Raw genomic sequence first — 13497 nt, forward strand, 5'->3', positions numbered from 1 at the left:
GCGCTTCGACAGGCTCAGCGCACGTCCGGGCCAGCTCAGCGCGCGTTCGCGGCCAAGCTCAGCGCATCAGTCAACCGCGACCGACGCTGCGCGGCGGCGAGTGCAGGAGCGTGCGGTGAAACACGCCTTTCGTTTCACCGAACGCGACGAACGAGCCGCCCTGAAGCGCAGCGGAGCGCGGAGCGAGGGCTTGCCCGAGCGGAGCAATCAAACATTGAACCCCAGGGCGCGCAGCTGGTCCCGGCCGTCATCGGTGATCATCTCCAGGCCCCACGGCGGCATCCAGACCCAGTTGATCGCGAAGGAGGAAACCAGGCCCTCCAGCGCGGTCTGGGTCTGGTCCTCGATCACGTCGGTCAGCGGACAGGCGGCCGAGGTGAGCGTCATGTCGATGGTGACGGAGTTGTCGTCCTCGACGTGGAGGCCGTAGATCAGTCCCAGATCGACGACGTTGATCCCCAGCTCGGGGTCCACGACGTCCTTCAGCGCCTCGGTCAGGTCCTCCACGGTCGGCGCCGCGCTGAGTGCTTCGTCGAACTCGGGCAGTTCGTCCCGTACGAGATCGGATGGTCGCGTCTCGGTCATCAGTTCTCCTCACCGTCGGTCGTACTGGCTCGCAGCGCGGCGTCCTTGAACGCCGACCAGCCCAGCAGTGCGCACTTCACCCGGGCCGGGAACTTGGCCACGCCGGCGAACGCGATGCCGTCCTCCAGCCGGTCCTCGTCCGGTTCGATCTCGCCACGGCTCTGCATCATGGCGAGGAACTCCTCGTGCAGCGCCAGGCCCTCGGTGATCGGCTTGCCGATCACCAGATCGGTCATCACCGAGGTCGACGCCTGCGAGATCGAACAGCCCAGCCCCTCATACGACACGTCGCTGACCAAATCCCCATCAAGGCTGAGCCGCAGCGTCACCTCGTCGCCGCAGGTCGGGTTGACGTGGTGCACCTCGGCGCCGTACGGCTCGCGCAGTCCGCTGTGGTGCTTGGCCCGGTAGTGGTCAAGGATGATCTCTTGGTACATCTCCTCGATCTTCATCGGCGTCTCCCGAAGAAGTCCACGGTGTAGGTCAGCGCCTCGGCCAGCGCGTCGATCTCGGTCGTGGTGGTGTAGAGGTAGAACGACGCCCGAGTCGAGGACTGGATGCCGAACGCGTCGTGCAGCGGCTTCGCGCAGTGGTGGCCACCGCGCACGGCGACCCCTCGGGAGTCCAGCAGCTGACCCACGTCGTGCGGGTGGATCTGCTCCCCGGCCGGTGTCGCCAGCGTGAAGGACACCGCTCCCCCGCGGCTGACCAACTCCCGCGGGCCGAGAACGGCCAGGCCCGGGATCTGCTGCAGCACGTCCAAGGCGTAGCCGGTGATCTCCTGCTCGTGCCTGGCGACCGCGCTCATCCCGAGCTCGGACAGGTAGTCCACCGCCGCGCCGAGCCCGACGGCCTGGACGATCGGCGGCGTACCGGCCTCGAACCGGTGCGGCGGCGGCGCAAACGTCGAGCCGGTCATCTTCACGGTCTCGATCATCTCCCCGCCACCGAGGAACGGCGGCAGGTTCTCCAGCAGCTCATAGCGACCCCAGAGCACGCCGATCCCGGTCGGGCCGAGCATCTTGTGCCCGGTGAAGGCCAGGTAGTCCACCCCGAGCGCGGCCACGTCCACCGGCAACTGCGGAACGGCCTGGCTGGCGTCGACGATCACCGTCGCGCCGTAGGCGTGAGCCTGGGCCGCGATCGCGTCCACCGGGTTCACCGTGCCGAGCACGTTCGAGACGTACGCGATCGAGACGATCTTGGTGCGCTCGTTGATCAGCCCGTCCTCGGCCGCCCGCTCGACGTCCAGCCGGCCGTCGGAGGTCACGTCGAACCAGCGCAAGGTCGCGCCGGTCCGCTCGGCGGCGAGCTGCCACGGCACGATGTTGGAGTGGTGCTCCATCACCGAGATGACGATCTCGTCGCCCGGCCCGAGCTCCCGGGTCGCGGTGTAGGCCAGCAGGTTCAACGCCTCGGAGGCGTTCTTGGTGAAGACGATCTCCTCGGACCGCTGCGCACCGACGAACCGGGCCACCTTCGCCCGGGCGCCCTCGAACGCCTCGGTCGCCTCCGCGCCGAGCATGTGCATCGCCCGGGCCACGTTGGCGTTGTGATGGAGGTAGTGGTCCTCGATCGTCTCGACCACCGAGCGTGGCTTCTGCGAGGTGTTCGCGCTGTCGAGGTAGACCAGCGGTCGGTCCCCGACCATCCGCTCGAAGATCGGGAAATCGGCGCGGATGTGGTCCACGTCGTACGGGATCTCCCCCGCCGTCGGGCTGGTGCCGACGCCGGCCGGGGTGTCGACCTCGGCGACGTCGATCACCGCCGGGTACTCGGCCATCAGCTCTGCTCCGCCCCGGTGGTCTGCAGGGTGGCGGCCTCCAGCTCGGCGGCCTCGCGCGCGGCGCGGACGTACCGGTCGTAGCCCTCGGCCTCCAGCCGCTCGGCCAGCTCCGCGCCGCCCTCCTCGGCCACCCGGCCGGCGACGAACACGTGCACGAAGTCCGGCTTGATGTAGCGCAGGATCCGGGTGTAGTGGGTGATCAGCAGCACGCCGCGATCGCCCTGGTCGGTGAACCGGTTGACGCCCTCGGAAACCACCCGCAGCGCGTCGATGTCGAGGCCGGAGTCGGTCTCGTCCAGGATCGCGAACTGCGGGTTGAGCAGCTCCAGCTGGACGATCTCGTGCCGCTTCTTCTCCCCGCCGGAGAAGCCCTCGTTGACGCTGCGCTGGGCGAACTCGGGATCCATCTGGACCCGCGCCATGGCCGCGTTGACGTCTTTCACCCAGGTACGCAGCTTGGGCGCCTGCCCGTCGATGGCGGTCTTGGCCGTGCGCAGGAAGTTGGCGACCGACACCCCCGGGACCTCGACCGGATACTGCATGGCAAGGAACAATCCGGCGCGGGCGCGCTGGTCGACGGTCATCGACAACAGGTCCTGGCCGTCCAGGGTCACGCTGCCCTGGGTGATCGTGTATTTCGGGTGTCCGGCGATGGAGTACGCGAGGGTGGACTTGCCGGAGCCGTTCGGACCCATGATCGCGTGCGTCTCACCGCTGCGAATGGTGAGGTCGACACCGCGGAGGATCTCCTTGGTGCCGGACTCGGTCTCGACGGTGACGTGCAGATCGCGGATTTCGAGAGTGGACATGGGTTAGGACTCCTGTTGCTGAGCTGAGATTGCGTGACGATCGAGAGGCGCCGAGGTGTCGACGAGTACGTCGTCACCCTCGAGCCGGCAGCGATAGATGGGCACCGGCTCGGTGGCCGGCAGTCCGGTCGGCTCGCCGGTGCGCAGGTCGAACCGGGACCCGTGCAGATAGCATTCGATCTCGCCGTCGCCGACGTCGCCCTCCGACAGCGGGATGGCCGCGTGCGAGCACTCGTCGGCGATCGCGTAGAAGCGGCCGGCGCTGTTCACGATGGCCAGGTCGAGACCGTCGGCGTCGACGGCGACGGCGGTCTCGGGCGCGACCTCGGCCGCGGTACACACCCGGACGAAACTCATCGGTTCCCGCCCTCGGGCAGCCCGACGTTGATCGCCAGCTCGTCCTCGACGGCCTCCAGCAGCCGGGCCTCCACCTCGGGAATGCCGATCCGGCGGATGATGTCGGCGAAGAAGCCGTGCACGACCAGCCGGCGGGCCTCGGCCTCGGCGATCCCCCGGCTGCGCAGATAGAACAGCTGCTCGTCGTCGAACCGGCCGGTGGTGGAGGCGTGACCCGCACCCTCGATCTCGCCGGTCTCGATCTCCAGGTTGGGCACCGAGTCGGCCCGGCAGCCGTCGGTCAGCACCAGGTTCTTGTTGGACTCGTAGGTCGTGATCCCCTCGGCCACCTTGCGGATCAGCACGTCGCCGACCCAGACCGAGTGCGCGCCGCGGCCCTGCAGGGCGCCGCGGTAGTCGACGTTGCTCTTGGTGTGCGGGGCGTTGTGGTCGACGAACAGCCGGTGCTCGATGTGCTGGCCGGCGTCGACGAAATAGACCCCGCTCTGTTGCAGGTCGCCGCCGGGTCCGGCGTAGTCAGCGGTCTCGACCAGCCGGACCAGATCGCCGCCGAGGGAGGCGTTCAGCGTCTTCACGCTCGCGTCTCGGCCGACCCGGAGCGCCACCTGGCCGGCGTGCACCGCGTCGTCGGCCCACAGTTGCAGGCCGACCAGCTCCAGCTGCGCGCCGTCGCCGACCAGCACCGTGAGATAGCTGGCGTAGCGGGCCGAACCGTGGTGCTCCAGCACGATGGTGGCCTTGGCGAACGCACCGACCGTGATCACCACGTGGCCGTGCACCAGCCGCTCCGCGTCGTCTCCGGTCAGGGTGATCAGCACCGGGCGGTCCAGCTCGGCCTCCGCGGGCACGTCGAGGTGCACCGCGCCGCCCGCGTGGCTCACCGCCAGTGCCGCGATCCGGTCGCTCGGCGCGGGTCCGCCGAGTGCGATCGCCGCCTCGGTGGTGATCTCGGCGGTGGTCACCCCCGCCGGGGCGTCGATGACCCAGTCGAGGTGGCCGCCGTCACCTGCGGGCTCGTCGAGCAGGCCGGCGAGGCGCTTCAACGGCGTGAACCGCCAGACCTCCTCCAGGCCCTTCGGCTTGGGGTGGTCGGCGAGGTCGTACGACGGCACCGGGTGCAGGTGCGACGCGACCGTCTCGACGGCATCGGCCACATTCGGGGCAGCCGCGGGCCGGGTATCTACAGACACAGACATCTCTTTCTAGGTTGAGCTCGCGCGGGATGGCCGGGTCAGCCGACGGCGCCTTCCATCTGCAGCTCGATCAACCGGTTCAGCTCCAGCGCGTATTCCATCGGGAGCTCGCGGGCGATCGGCTCGACGAAGCCACGGACGATCATCGCCATCGCCTCGTCCTCGCCGAGTCCGCGGCTCATCAGATAGAACAGCTGGTCGTCGCTGACCTTGGAGACCGTCGCCTCGTGCGCCATCGACACGTCGTCCTCGCGGACGTCGACGTAGGGATAGGTGTCGGACCGGCTGATCTGGTCCACCAGCAGCGCGTCACACTTCACGATCGAGGCCGAGTGGTGCGCACCCTCCTGGACCTGGACCAGGCCGCGGTAGGACGTCCGGCCACCGCCGCGGGCAACCGACTTGGAGATGATCGAACTCGAGGTGTGCGGGGCGCAGTGCACCATCTTCGAACCCGCGTCTTGGTGCTGGCCCTCGCCGGCGAACGCGATCGACAGCGTCTCGCCCTTGGCGTGCTCGCCCATCAGGTACACCGCCGGGTACTTCATGGTGACCTTGGAGCCGATGTTGCCGTCGATCCACTCCATCGTCGCGCCCTCCTCGCAGGTGGCGCGCTTGGTGACGAGGTTGTAGACGTTGTTCGACCAGTTCTGGATCGTGGTGTAGCGGCAGCGAGCGCCCTTCTTGACGATGATCTCCACCACGGCGCTGTGCAGCGAGTCCGAGCTGTAGATCGGGGCGGTGCAACCTTCGACGTAGTGCACGTAGGCGCCCTCGTCGACGATGATCAAGGTCCGTTCGAACTGGCCCATGTTCTCGGTGTTGATCCGGAAGTACGCCTGCAGCGGGATCTCCACGTGCACGCCCTTCGGCACGTAGATGAAGGAGCCGCCGGACCAGACCGCGGTGTTCAGCGCGGCGAACTTGTTGTCGCCGACCGGGATCACGGTGCCGAAGTACTCCTGAAAGAGCTCCGGGTGCTCCTTCAACGCGGTGTCGGTGTCCAGGAAGATCACACCCTGCTTCTCGAGCTCTTCGTTGATCTTGTGGTAGACCACCTCGGACTCGTACTGGGCCGCGACACCGGCGACCAGCCGCGCCTTCTCGGCCTCCGGGATGCCGAGCTTGTCGTAGGTGTTCTTGATGTCGGCGGGCAGGTCGTCCCAGCTGGTCGCCTGCTTCTCGGTGGAGCGGACGAAGTACTTGATGTTGTCGAAGTCGATGTCGTCGAGCTCCGCACCCCAGGTCGGCATCGGCTTGCGGCCGAACAGCCGGTGGCCCTTCAGCCGCAGATCGAGCATCCACTGCGGCTCGTTCTTCAGGTGCGAGATGTTCGCCACGATCTCCGGTGTGAGACCGCGCTGAGCGGTCGCGCCGGCGACGTCGGAGTCGGCCCAGCCCCACTCGTAGCGGCCGAGGGCCTCCAGGTGCTGGTCCTGGGTCTGTCCGAGCCCCGGACCGGCCGGAGTCGTGGCGGCGGGATCTTGTATCTGGGTCACGAGTCGGACCTTTCGTCGGTTGTCGAGTCATGCAGGACGGGCCCGGTGGACGGGCGCGATTGCGGAACGTGAGTGGTGCAGACCCCGTCGCCGTGGGCGATAGTGGCCAGCCTCTGGACGTGGACCCCGAGCACCCGGGAGAAGGCTGCGGTCTCGGCCTCGCAGAGCTCGGGAAAGCGCTCCGCGACGTGGGCGACCGGGCAGTGGTGCTGACACAACTGCTCGCCGGCTCCGGCCGGCTGGGTCGACGCCGCGTACCCCTCGGCGGTGAGAGCGGCGGCCAGGGCCTGCACCGGGCTCACCTCGGGTCCGGCGGCCGTGACCGCTTGCGCATAGCGGGCTTCGATGCCGGTGAGCCGCTCGGCGGCGAACTCCTCAACCGCGGCCGAGCCGGCGGTGCGCTGCAGGAAGGACAGCGCGGTGATGGCCAGTTCGTCGTACGCGGTGTAGAACTTCGCCCGGCCGGCGTCGGTAAGGGCGAAGACCTTGGCCGGCCGTCCCCGACCGCGCGGGCCGTACACCCGCTGTTCGCGGGACTCCACCAGGCCCTGGTCCTCGAGCACGTCGAGATGGCGCCGGATCGCCGCGGCGGTCAGGCCGAGTCGCTCAGCCAGTGCGGCCGCCGTGGAGGGGCCATGGGTGAGGATCGAACCGGCGACCTGCTCCCGGGTGGAGGCGTCCCGCTCGACCAGGGCCGTTCCGCCCACGCCCGGCGCGCCCGCGGGGATCCGCGGGCGTGCGGCAGAGGTCGGAGCGGTTTTCACAACACCAGTGTGCTCTTATTCGAATGGCGCATTCAAATAAGGACAGCCTTAGTCGGATCTCGCGACAAACCGCAGCGTAGCGTCCCTCTGGTGAGACTGACCTACCGCATCGTGGCCTACACGATCTCCCTGGCCGTCGCCCTCCAGGCGGCCTCGATCGCGCTCGCGTTCTCCGGGCTTGCCGGCTGGGTGTTCGACGGCGGCGTGCTGGACCGCGCGGTGATGACCGGACCGGGCTATCCCGGCCAGGGCGGGTTCGGCTTCCATGAGGTGGTCGGCATGGTGGTCATCCCAATTCTTGGCGTGTTGCTGCTGGCCTTCTCCTTCTTCGTCAAGGTGCCCCGGGCGGTGGCCTGGTCGGTGATCGTGCTGGTGTCGATCGTTCTGCAGATCGCGTTCGCCGAGCTGGCCAAGCTGTCGTACGTGTTCGGCGCCGTGCACGGCCTGTTCGCGTTCGCCGTGCTCGCCTTCGCGACCGTCGCGGCCACCCGGGTCGCCCGCGCCGAGCCGCTCACCCCGGCAGCGACCGCCTGATGTCGGGTCCGAGGTCGGAGGTCGCCGCTCGCGCCGGTGCGCTGCTGCGGTTGCACCGCGACCCGGCGCTGCTCACCGTCGTCAACATCTGGGACGCGGTCTCGGCTGCCGTCGTGGCCGCCCGGCCGGGCACGACGGCGCTGGCCACGGCCAGTCACTCCATCGCCGCGTCCCGGGGATATCCCGACGGCGAGGTGATTGGGGTGGACGAGATGATCGAGGAGGTACGCCGGATCGTGGCTGCCGTCGACCTCCCGGTCAGCGCGGACCTGGAGGGCGGCTACGGCAATGCGCCGGAGACGATCCGCAAGGCGATCGGCGTCGGGGCCGTCGGGGCGAACATCGAGGACCAACTCAAGCCGCTGACCGAGGCGGCCCGGCAGGTCGAGGCCGTGATGGCCGCCGCTGAGGCCGAGGGCGTACCCGATTTCGTGCTGAACGCGCGGACCGATGCCTTCCTGCGAGCCGGCGATCGCGACCCGGCCGACGTGCTGGCCGATGCCACCGCCCGCGGTAGGGCGTTCCTGGACGCCGGCGCACCGGTGGTGTTCGTCCCGGGCAGGTTGTCCGAGCCGCAGGTGGCCCACTTGAGCGACGCCTTCGGACCGCAGCGACTGACCCTGATCGGGGTCCCGGGCAGCATCTCGCTGGCCCGGATGGCCGACCTCGGCGTGGCCCGGGTCTCCTACGGCCCGTGGTCGCAGCGGGTGGCCCTGACCGCGCTCGCCAGCCTGGTCGAGGCCGTCCACAACGGCAGCGGGCTGCCCGATGGCACCCGGGTGCTGAACTAGGGTCCCGCCGGACGCCTCAGGCGGCGAAGTAGGAGCCGCCCGCGAGGTCCTCCAGCAGGGTGGGCGCGGTCGGCGCCCAGCCAAATCGTGCCCGGGTCGCGGCGCTGGAGGCCGGCAGGTCGAGGGCGAAGAATCGCCCGATCCAGCCGAAGTGCTCGACCGCACGGTCGGGCTCGATCGACTCGACACGCAGGCCGAGACCGCTCCCGATCGCCTCCGCGATGTCGCGGGCCGGCACGCCCTCCTCGGCCACCGCATGCACGACCGAGCCGGCAGGAGCCGACCCCAGCGCACGCGCGACCAGCCGGGCCGCATCCACCACGTGTACGGCGGGCCAGCGGTTCGTTCCGTCCCCGATGTAGCCCGAGACACCGCGCTCCCGCGCCGCTCGTACGATCTGGGCGATGAAGCCGTGATCGCCCGCACCGTGCACCGTCGGCGCGAACCGCAGGGACACGCTGTGCACGCCGCGTTCCGCATAATCCATCGCCAGCGCCTCGCTGCCGCCGCGCGGCGCATCCGGGCCGCTGGGAGTGTCGCGGTCGTCCTCGGTGACCACCCGGCCGGGCGCGAATGCCACGCCGGAGGCGAACAGGAACGGCCGGTCGGACCCGAGCAAGGTCTCGGCGATCGTCTCGACCGACGCCCGCTCGGCCCGGTTGGAGTTGGCCGGATCGCTCCAGTCGTGCTTGTTGGCCAGATGGATGACCGCGTCGGCGCCCGCGGCGCCGCGGCGGATCGAATCGAGGTCGTCCAGATCACCGGCCAGAGGTGTCGCACCCGCGGACCGCAGCCGGTCGGCCGAGGCTTCGGAGCGGACCAGGCCGGTCACCTCGTGCCCATCGGCCAGCAACTCGGCGACCGTGGCCGAGCCGATCCAGCCGGACGCTCCCGTGACGAATACCTTCATCGTCGATCACTCTCCCGTACGTGCGATGTCAGGGTCTGTCATCACCATAGCACTCTTCATGTCATGCTCTGACATCACCTACCATCGGCTCATGGGACGCTGGGCGCCGGGCACGCGCGAACGCCTGCAACAGGTCGCGCTCGAACTGTTCCGCCGCGACGGGTACGACGCAACCACCGTCGCGGACATCGCCGGCGCCGCGGAGGTGACCGAGCGCACCTTCTATCGCTACTTCACCGACAAGCGCGAGGTGCTCTTCGACGGGCAGGATCAGCTGGGCGCTGCCTTCGTCGACGGAGTCGCCGGCGCGCCGACTGGGGCCACGCCGATGGAGATCGCCGCCGCCGGTCTGGACCATGCCGGCGCGTTCTTCACCGCCGAGCGGCGTGCCTGGTCGCGGGGGCGCCAGGCGGTGATCGAGTCCGACCCGGCCCTGCGCGAGCGCGAGCTGCTGAAGCTCGCCGCGCTGGCCGACCGGCTGGCCGACGCCCTCCGCGACCGCGGCATCACCGACCCCCAGGCCAGGCTCTGCGCCGACGCCGCCCTGTCGGTCTTCCGCACCACCTTCGCCCGCTGGCTCGCCGACGGTGAGGGCCGATCCTTCGGCGACCTGCAGCGCGAGACCCTGTCCACGCTGCAGTCGCTGTCAGCGCCGAACCAGACCTGAACGTCCCAGCCGGTCGGCGTGGCTGACCTGCTCGTCCTACTCGGCGACGATCAGGTAATCGGTGACGACGTCGGCCTCGAGATCGACGAGCTCGAAGAGCCGGTCCCAGACCGCGCTCGACTCGGGATGCTCGTTGTCGAACTGCTGCGCCTCCGCGGAGTGCTGATCGGGTTCGGGGAAGATCCGATCGCGATCCTCGACACTGTCGATCTCGAACACGACGGCGTACTTGCCGGCCCGCGCGCCCCGCTCGCCCTTGAGTATGCGGGTCGACCAGCCCGGGTACATCCGAACGCCGACGACCTCGGCACAGACCTGCTCGAAGGCAGCCGGATCCACTCCGGGCCGAAGTTCCAGGGCGTGCACGCCCACCAGTTTCGTCATCGCTCCTCCTCCGTTGGTCCCTTCCTGCAGTGTGATCGCACCGGCCAGGTGTCGCCTCGGACAAACGACCAGGATCCGACGCACGGCGTCGCGGCCGGCCCGCGGCGGCCGGCGCCGGGTCCGGGTATCACGCCCTGCGCGGCGTCCTCTTCAGCGCAGGACCGTACTGACGCGGCAACGTCGCCGTGCGGGAACCGGAGGGCCGATGTGGGCTAGACGGAGCGACCGTTCCGCGCCGGAGGATGCGGGAGCAGTGCTCGACGTCCGCCGTATTCGCCGTCACTTCGACTTCCCCGCGGCCGGGCGAGTCGTCACCAACAACGCTGCCAGCACGCAGCCTCCGCGCGAGCTGATCGGGCTCTACCGGGAGCTGGCCCGCTCGTACGAGAACGTGCACCGCGGCCAGTCGTCGGCCTCGCAACGGACGACCGACGCGTTCGAGGCCTCGTTCGACACCATCGCCGCCTGGATCAATGCCCCGAGCCGGCGCAGCATCGTCACGTACCGCAACACCACCGAGGCGATCAACGCGGTGATGTACTCCCTGCTCACCGAATTCCGCGACGGCGACAACGTCGTGACGACACTGATGGAGCACAACTCCGACTTCGTGCCGTGGTACGCCCTGAGCCGGGAGATCCTGCCCCGGCTGGGACGGCGCGTCGAGTGCCGGCTAGCCCGATTCGACCATGCCAGCGGTCGCCTCGACCTCGACCACCTCGCGGACCTGATCGACGACCGGACCAAGCTGGTCTGCGTCACCGGCGCGTCGAACTTCCTCGGGACGAAGCCGCCACTCGATCTGATCCGCCGGCTCAGCCGCGACAGCGGCTATGCCCAGCCGTCGGGCGAGAACGGCTCGCTGCTCCTGGTGGACGGCGCCCAATTGGTGCCGAGCAGTCCGGTGGACGTCGGAGCGCTGGACGTGGACTACCTCGCCTTCTCCTTCCACAAGATGCTCGCCCCGTTCGGCGTCGGGGTCCTGTATGCCAAGGAGCACCTGCTCGAAGCGTCACTGCCCTTTCTGTACGGCGGCGACATGATCGCCACCGGCCGGGTGAGCCCCGATCGGGTCGACTACAACGACCTGCCCTGGAAGTACAGCGCGGGCACGCCGAACATCCTGGGCACGATTGTCTCGGCCCAGGCCCTCCGGCTGACCCTCGACCTCGTGCAGGGCGGCCGACCGAGCTGGTTCGGCACCGAACGGCCCATCCCGTGGGAGACGGTCGCCTCGTGCATGGGCACGGTGTCCCGGCACACCGCGGCGATGACCGAGCTGGCCCGGAAGCGGCTCCGCGACGTCGTCGGTCTCCGGGTTTATGGGCCGCAGCCGGGCGTGGACCGCTCACCGCTGCTCGCCTTCAACGTCGACGGGTTCGATCCGTTCTGGCTGGCCGACGGCCTGAACGAGTTCGGGGTGGAGTCCCGCGCCGGCTGCCACTGCGCCACCCTGGCCCACCGCGATCTCGGTCTGATCCCGCCCGCCAGTTGCCGGCTGAGCTTCGCCCTCTATACCAATGCCGACGACGTCGAGCGCGCGACCGAGGCCGTTCGCTGCCTCACCTCGCGGGGCCGGCGGCGAACGCGAGCGCGGGCCGATGATGCTGGGGCACGAGGGCAACGCAGGTAGCGGACAAGCACCGCGGTGGTCGTCCGGCTCGACATCTTGGACTCGGGGCAGCTGGCCGTACGTCCGGGCCGGAGCAGCGGTGTGGCGGCCTTGCCCGGAGCACCGTCGAAGAGCATCCGTGCGGCCTAGGGGACGCACCGCGCTTCAGGATGGCGGTGATAACAATGGATTACATGACAACTGCGGCCGACCTGCACGGACCTGCGCATGTGGAGCGATACCTGGAGACCGACGGGGAGGACGGTTACTACTGGCGCAAGGGCACGACCACCTTGCTGCTGTTCACCAAGGGGCGGAAATCTGGCCAGACCCGCACCCACGCGCTGATCTTCCGGCCGTGGGGCGACTCGTATCTCGTAGTGGCGTCCAAGGGCGGCGCGGACCAGCCGCCGGCATGGTTCCGTAACCTCGAGGCCGATTCGGACGTCGAGGTCCAGATCAAGGGCGACCGGTTCCGGGCCCGGGCCAGGGTGGCGACGGCCGAGGAGAAGCCGGCGATGTGGGCCGAGATGGCGAGCGTCTGGCCGGACTACGAGAACTACCAGACCAGGACGTCCCGCGAAATTCCCGTCGTGGTGCTCGAACGTGTTAGGTGACTCTCGGCGTTGACGCGAACCTGCCGCTCGATCGCGGATTAGGGCCGGTTCCGGCCGCTGGAGCAGTTCGAGCGGCAGATTCGCGTCAACCGTGCTTGTGTGAGGACCGCCGACGGACGATGGCGATCACCGCGAGCAGCACCAGGCCGAGACCGAGGACGACCGGACCGTAGCGCTTCAGCAGGACGGGCGCGACGGTGGCGAGCAGGTTCACCTCGTCGGCTGCGGGCTGCTGACTCGGGGCGCCGGGCCGAGGCGGCGGCGACGAGGTGCGCGGCGGTGCTGGTGGCGATGGTGGCGGCGGCTGGTGCGACGGGACGGGCTCCGGCGCCGGCGCTACCGGGGGCTCTGAGCGTGACTCCCCCTGCCCGGCGGCGCCTCCTGGCTCGGCCGAACCAGGTGCCTCGTCTGAACTATCGACGTCGGTGGCCCCGGATGGCTCGGTTGACCCGGGAGGTTCGGACCCGGGAGGTTCGGACCCAGGCGTTTCGGACCCGGGCGGCGCGGCGGGCACCTCGGGTTCGGGCGCCGACTCAGCGGCGGCGAAGCGGCCGGAGACGCAGGCGACGAACTGGGCCAGCAGCTTGTCGCTGACGTCGGAGATGACGCCCCGGCCGAACTGCGCCGGTTTGCCGGTGATCGCCAGATCGGTGACCACCTCGACGTCGGTCCCGTCCGCGCCGGCGGCGAACGAGGCGGTCACCGTGGCGGTGGCCGTGCCGTTGCCGCGCTTGTCCTTGCCGCGTGCCTCGATCACCACCCGGTGGGCGTCCTCGTCCCGCTGCACGTAGTGGCCGGTTCCGTTGTAGAGCAGGGCGATCGGGCCGAGCTTGACCTTGACCGACCCGGCGAACTCGTCGCCCTCGACACTGCTGAGGGTGGCGCCCGGGAAGCAGGGCGCCAGCCCTTCCAGATCGTTGAACGCGCGCCAGGCCTCGTCCAGCGGCGCCGGCACGCTGAACCGGTGCGTGAGATCCATCGGCTCGCCC

16 protein-coding genes are annotated in these 13497 nt (G+C 69.4%); 5 read left to right on the top strand and 11 right to left on the bottom strand.

Annotation, left to right across the window (positions count from 1 at the left end; genetic code table 11):
- Positions 1-207: 207 nt before the first annotated feature.
- The 8 genes from ABD747_RS15665 to ABD747_RS15700 form a co-directional block, all read right to left on the bottom strand.
- Positions 208-585: a metal-sulfur cluster assembly factor gene (locus tag ABD747_RS15665; protein ID WP_344806189.1), complete on the bottom strand. Its 378-nt coding sequence runs from the start codon at positions 583-585 to the stop codon at positions 208-210.
- Entirely contained in the window at positions 585-1037 is a 453-nt protein-coding gene (gene sufU / locus ABD747_RS15670; RefSeq protein WP_344806191.1) for a Fe-S cluster assembly sulfur transfer protein SufU, read from the bottom strand. Before sufU ends, ABD747_RS15665 begins: the two co-directional genes overlap by 1 nt.
- Entirely contained in the window at positions 1034-2287 is a 1254-nt protein-coding gene (locus ABD747_RS15675; RefSeq protein WP_344806688.1) for a cysteine desulfurase, read from the bottom strand. The genes sufU and ABD747_RS15675 overlap by 4 nt, the downstream gene beginning before the upstream one ends.
- A gap of 80 nt (positions 2288-2367) precedes the next feature.
- Positions 2368-3180, bottom strand: coding sequence for a Fe-S cluster assembly ATPase SufC (gene sufC / locus ABD747_RS15680; protein ID WP_344806193.1), 813 nt, complete (start codon positions 3178-3180; stop codon positions 2368-2370).
- A gap of 3 nt (positions 3181-3183) precedes the next feature.
- Entirely contained in the window at positions 3184-3537 is a 354-nt protein-coding gene (locus ABD747_RS15685; protein ID WP_344806195.1) for a non-heme iron oxygenase ferredoxin subunit, read from the bottom strand.
- Complete coding sequence (sufD, locus tag ABD747_RS15690; RefSeq protein ID WP_344806196.1) at positions 3534-4733, bottom strand: Fe-S cluster assembly protein SufD; 1200 nt, start codon at positions 4731-4733, stop codon at positions 3534-3536. The genes ABD747_RS15685 and sufD overlap by 4 nt, the downstream gene beginning before the upstream one ends.
- Positions 4734-4768: 35 nt before the next feature.
- Positions 4769-6157, bottom strand: coding sequence for a Fe-S cluster assembly protein SufB (sufB, locus tag ABD747_RS15695; protein WP_425562548.1), 1389 nt, complete (start codon positions 6155-6157; stop codon positions 4769-4771).
- A gap of 68 nt (positions 6158-6225) precedes the next feature.
- Positions 6226-6957, bottom strand: a complete 732-nt coding sequence (locus ABD747_RS15700) for a helix-turn-helix transcriptional regulator (protein WP_344806690.1) — start codon at positions 6955-6957, stop codon at positions 6226-6228.
- A gap of 126 nt (positions 6958-7083) precedes the next feature.
- On the opposite strand from ABD747_RS15700, the gene ABD747_RS15705 reads away from it, so the two are divergent.
- Entirely contained in the window at positions 7084-7527 is a 444-nt protein-coding gene (locus ABD747_RS15705; protein WP_344806200.1) for a hypothetical protein, read from the top strand.
- Positions 7527-8318, top strand: a complete 792-nt coding sequence (locus ABD747_RS15710) for an isocitrate lyase/PEP mutase family protein (protein WP_344806202.1) — start codon at positions 7527-7529, stop codon at positions 8316-8318. Before ABD747_RS15705 ends, ABD747_RS15710 begins: the two co-directional genes overlap by 1 nt.
- A 16-nt stretch (positions 8319-8334) precedes the next feature.
- Here the strand turns inward: ABD747_RS15710 and ABD747_RS15715 are convergent, their stop codons facing one another.
- Complete coding sequence (locus tag ABD747_RS15715) at positions 8335-9228, bottom strand: SDR family oxidoreductase (RefSeq protein WP_344806204.1); 894 nt, start codon at positions 9226-9228, stop codon at positions 8335-8337.
- A 91-nt stretch (positions 9229-9319) separates the two neighbouring features.
- Here ABD747_RS15715 and ABD747_RS15720 point away from each other — a divergent pair, with 91 nt between their 5' ends.
- Entirely contained in the window at positions 9320-9895 is a 576-nt protein-coding gene (locus ABD747_RS15720; RefSeq protein WP_344806206.1) for a TetR/AcrR family transcriptional regulator, read from the top strand.
- A gap of 36 nt (positions 9896-9931) precedes the next feature.
- Here the strand turns inward: ABD747_RS15720 and ABD747_RS15725 are convergent, their stop codons facing one another.
- Positions 9932-10279, bottom strand: a complete 348-nt coding sequence (locus tag ABD747_RS15725; protein ID WP_344806208.1) for a hypothetical protein — start codon at positions 10277-10279, stop codon at positions 9932-9934.
- A 253-nt stretch (positions 10280-10532) separates the two neighbouring features.
- Here ABD747_RS15725 and ABD747_RS15730 point away from each other — a divergent pair, with 253 nt between their 5' ends.
- Complete coding sequence (locus tag ABD747_RS15730) at positions 10533-11912, top strand: aminotransferase class V-fold PLP-dependent enzyme (protein WP_344806210.1); 1380 nt, start codon at positions 10533-10535, stop codon at positions 11910-11912.
- Between the two features lie 173 nt (positions 11913-12085).
- Entirely contained in the window at positions 12086-12508 is a 423-nt protein-coding gene (locus tag ABD747_RS15735; RefSeq protein ID WP_344806212.1) for a nitroreductase family deazaflavin-dependent oxidoreductase, read from the top strand.
- 85 nt (positions 12509-12593) lie between these two features.
- On the opposite strand, the gene ABD747_RS15740 is transcribed toward ABD747_RS15735, so the two are convergent.
- On the bottom strand, positions 12594-13487 hold the full coding sequence (locus ABD747_RS15740; protein ID WP_344806214.1) for an SRPBCC family protein: 894 nt from the start codon (positions 13485-13487) through the stop codon (positions 12594-12596).
- Positions 13488-13497: the final 10 nt, after the last annotated feature.

Origin of the sequence: Microlunatus ginsengisoli, assembly GCF_039537205.1 — a bacterium.
In the GTDB taxonomy this organism is placed as follows: Bacteria; Actinomycetota; Actinomycetes; order Propionibacteriales; family Propionibacteriaceae; genus Microlunatus; species Microlunatus ginsengisoli.

Excerpts from the sequence above, each read along its gene's own strand:
- ABD747_RS15665 (WP_344806189.1), bottom strand. The coding sequence starts at position 585 with ATGACCGAGACGCGACCATCCGATCTCGTACGGGACGAACTGCCCGAG.
- sufU (WP_344806191.1), bottom strand. The coding sequence starts at position 1,037 with ATGAAGATCGAGGAGATGTACCAAGAGATCATCCTTGACCACTACCGG.
- sufC (WP_344806193.1), bottom strand. The coding sequence starts at position 3,180 with ATGTCCACTCTCGAAATCCGCGATCTGCACGTCACCGTCGAGACCGAG.
- ABD747_RS15685 (WP_344806195.1), bottom strand. The coding sequence starts at position 3,537 with ATGAGTTTCGTCCGGGTGTGTACCGCGGCCGAGGTCGCGCCCGAGACC.
- sufD (WP_344806196.1), bottom strand. The coding sequence starts at position 4,733 with ATGTCTGTGTCTGTAGATACCCGGCCCGCGGCTGCCCCGAATGTGGCC.
- ABD747_RS15710 (WP_344806202.1), top strand. The coding sequence starts at position 7,527 with ATGTCGGGTCCGAGGTCGGAGGTCGCCGCTCGCGCCGGTGCGCTGCTG.
- ABD747_RS15715 (WP_344806204.1), bottom strand. The coding sequence starts at position 9,228 with ATGAAGGTATTCGTCACGGGAGCGTCCGGCTGGATCGGCTCGGCCACG.
- ABD747_RS15720 (WP_344806206.1), top strand. The coding sequence starts at position 9,320 with ATGGGACGCTGGGCGCCGGGCACGCGCGAACGCCTGCAACAGGTCGCG.
- ABD747_RS15725 (WP_344806208.1), bottom strand. The coding sequence starts at position 10,279 with ATGACGAAACTGGTGGGCGTGCACGCCCTGGAACTTCGGCCCGGAGTG.
- ABD747_RS15735 (WP_344806212.1), top strand. The coding sequence starts at position 12,086 with ATGACAACTGCGGCCGACCTGCACGGACCTGCGCATGTGGAGCGATAC.
- ABD747_RS15740 (WP_344806214.1), bottom strand. The coding sequence starts at position 13,487 with ATGGATCTCACGCACCGGTTCAGCGTGCCGGCGCCGCTGGACGAGGCC.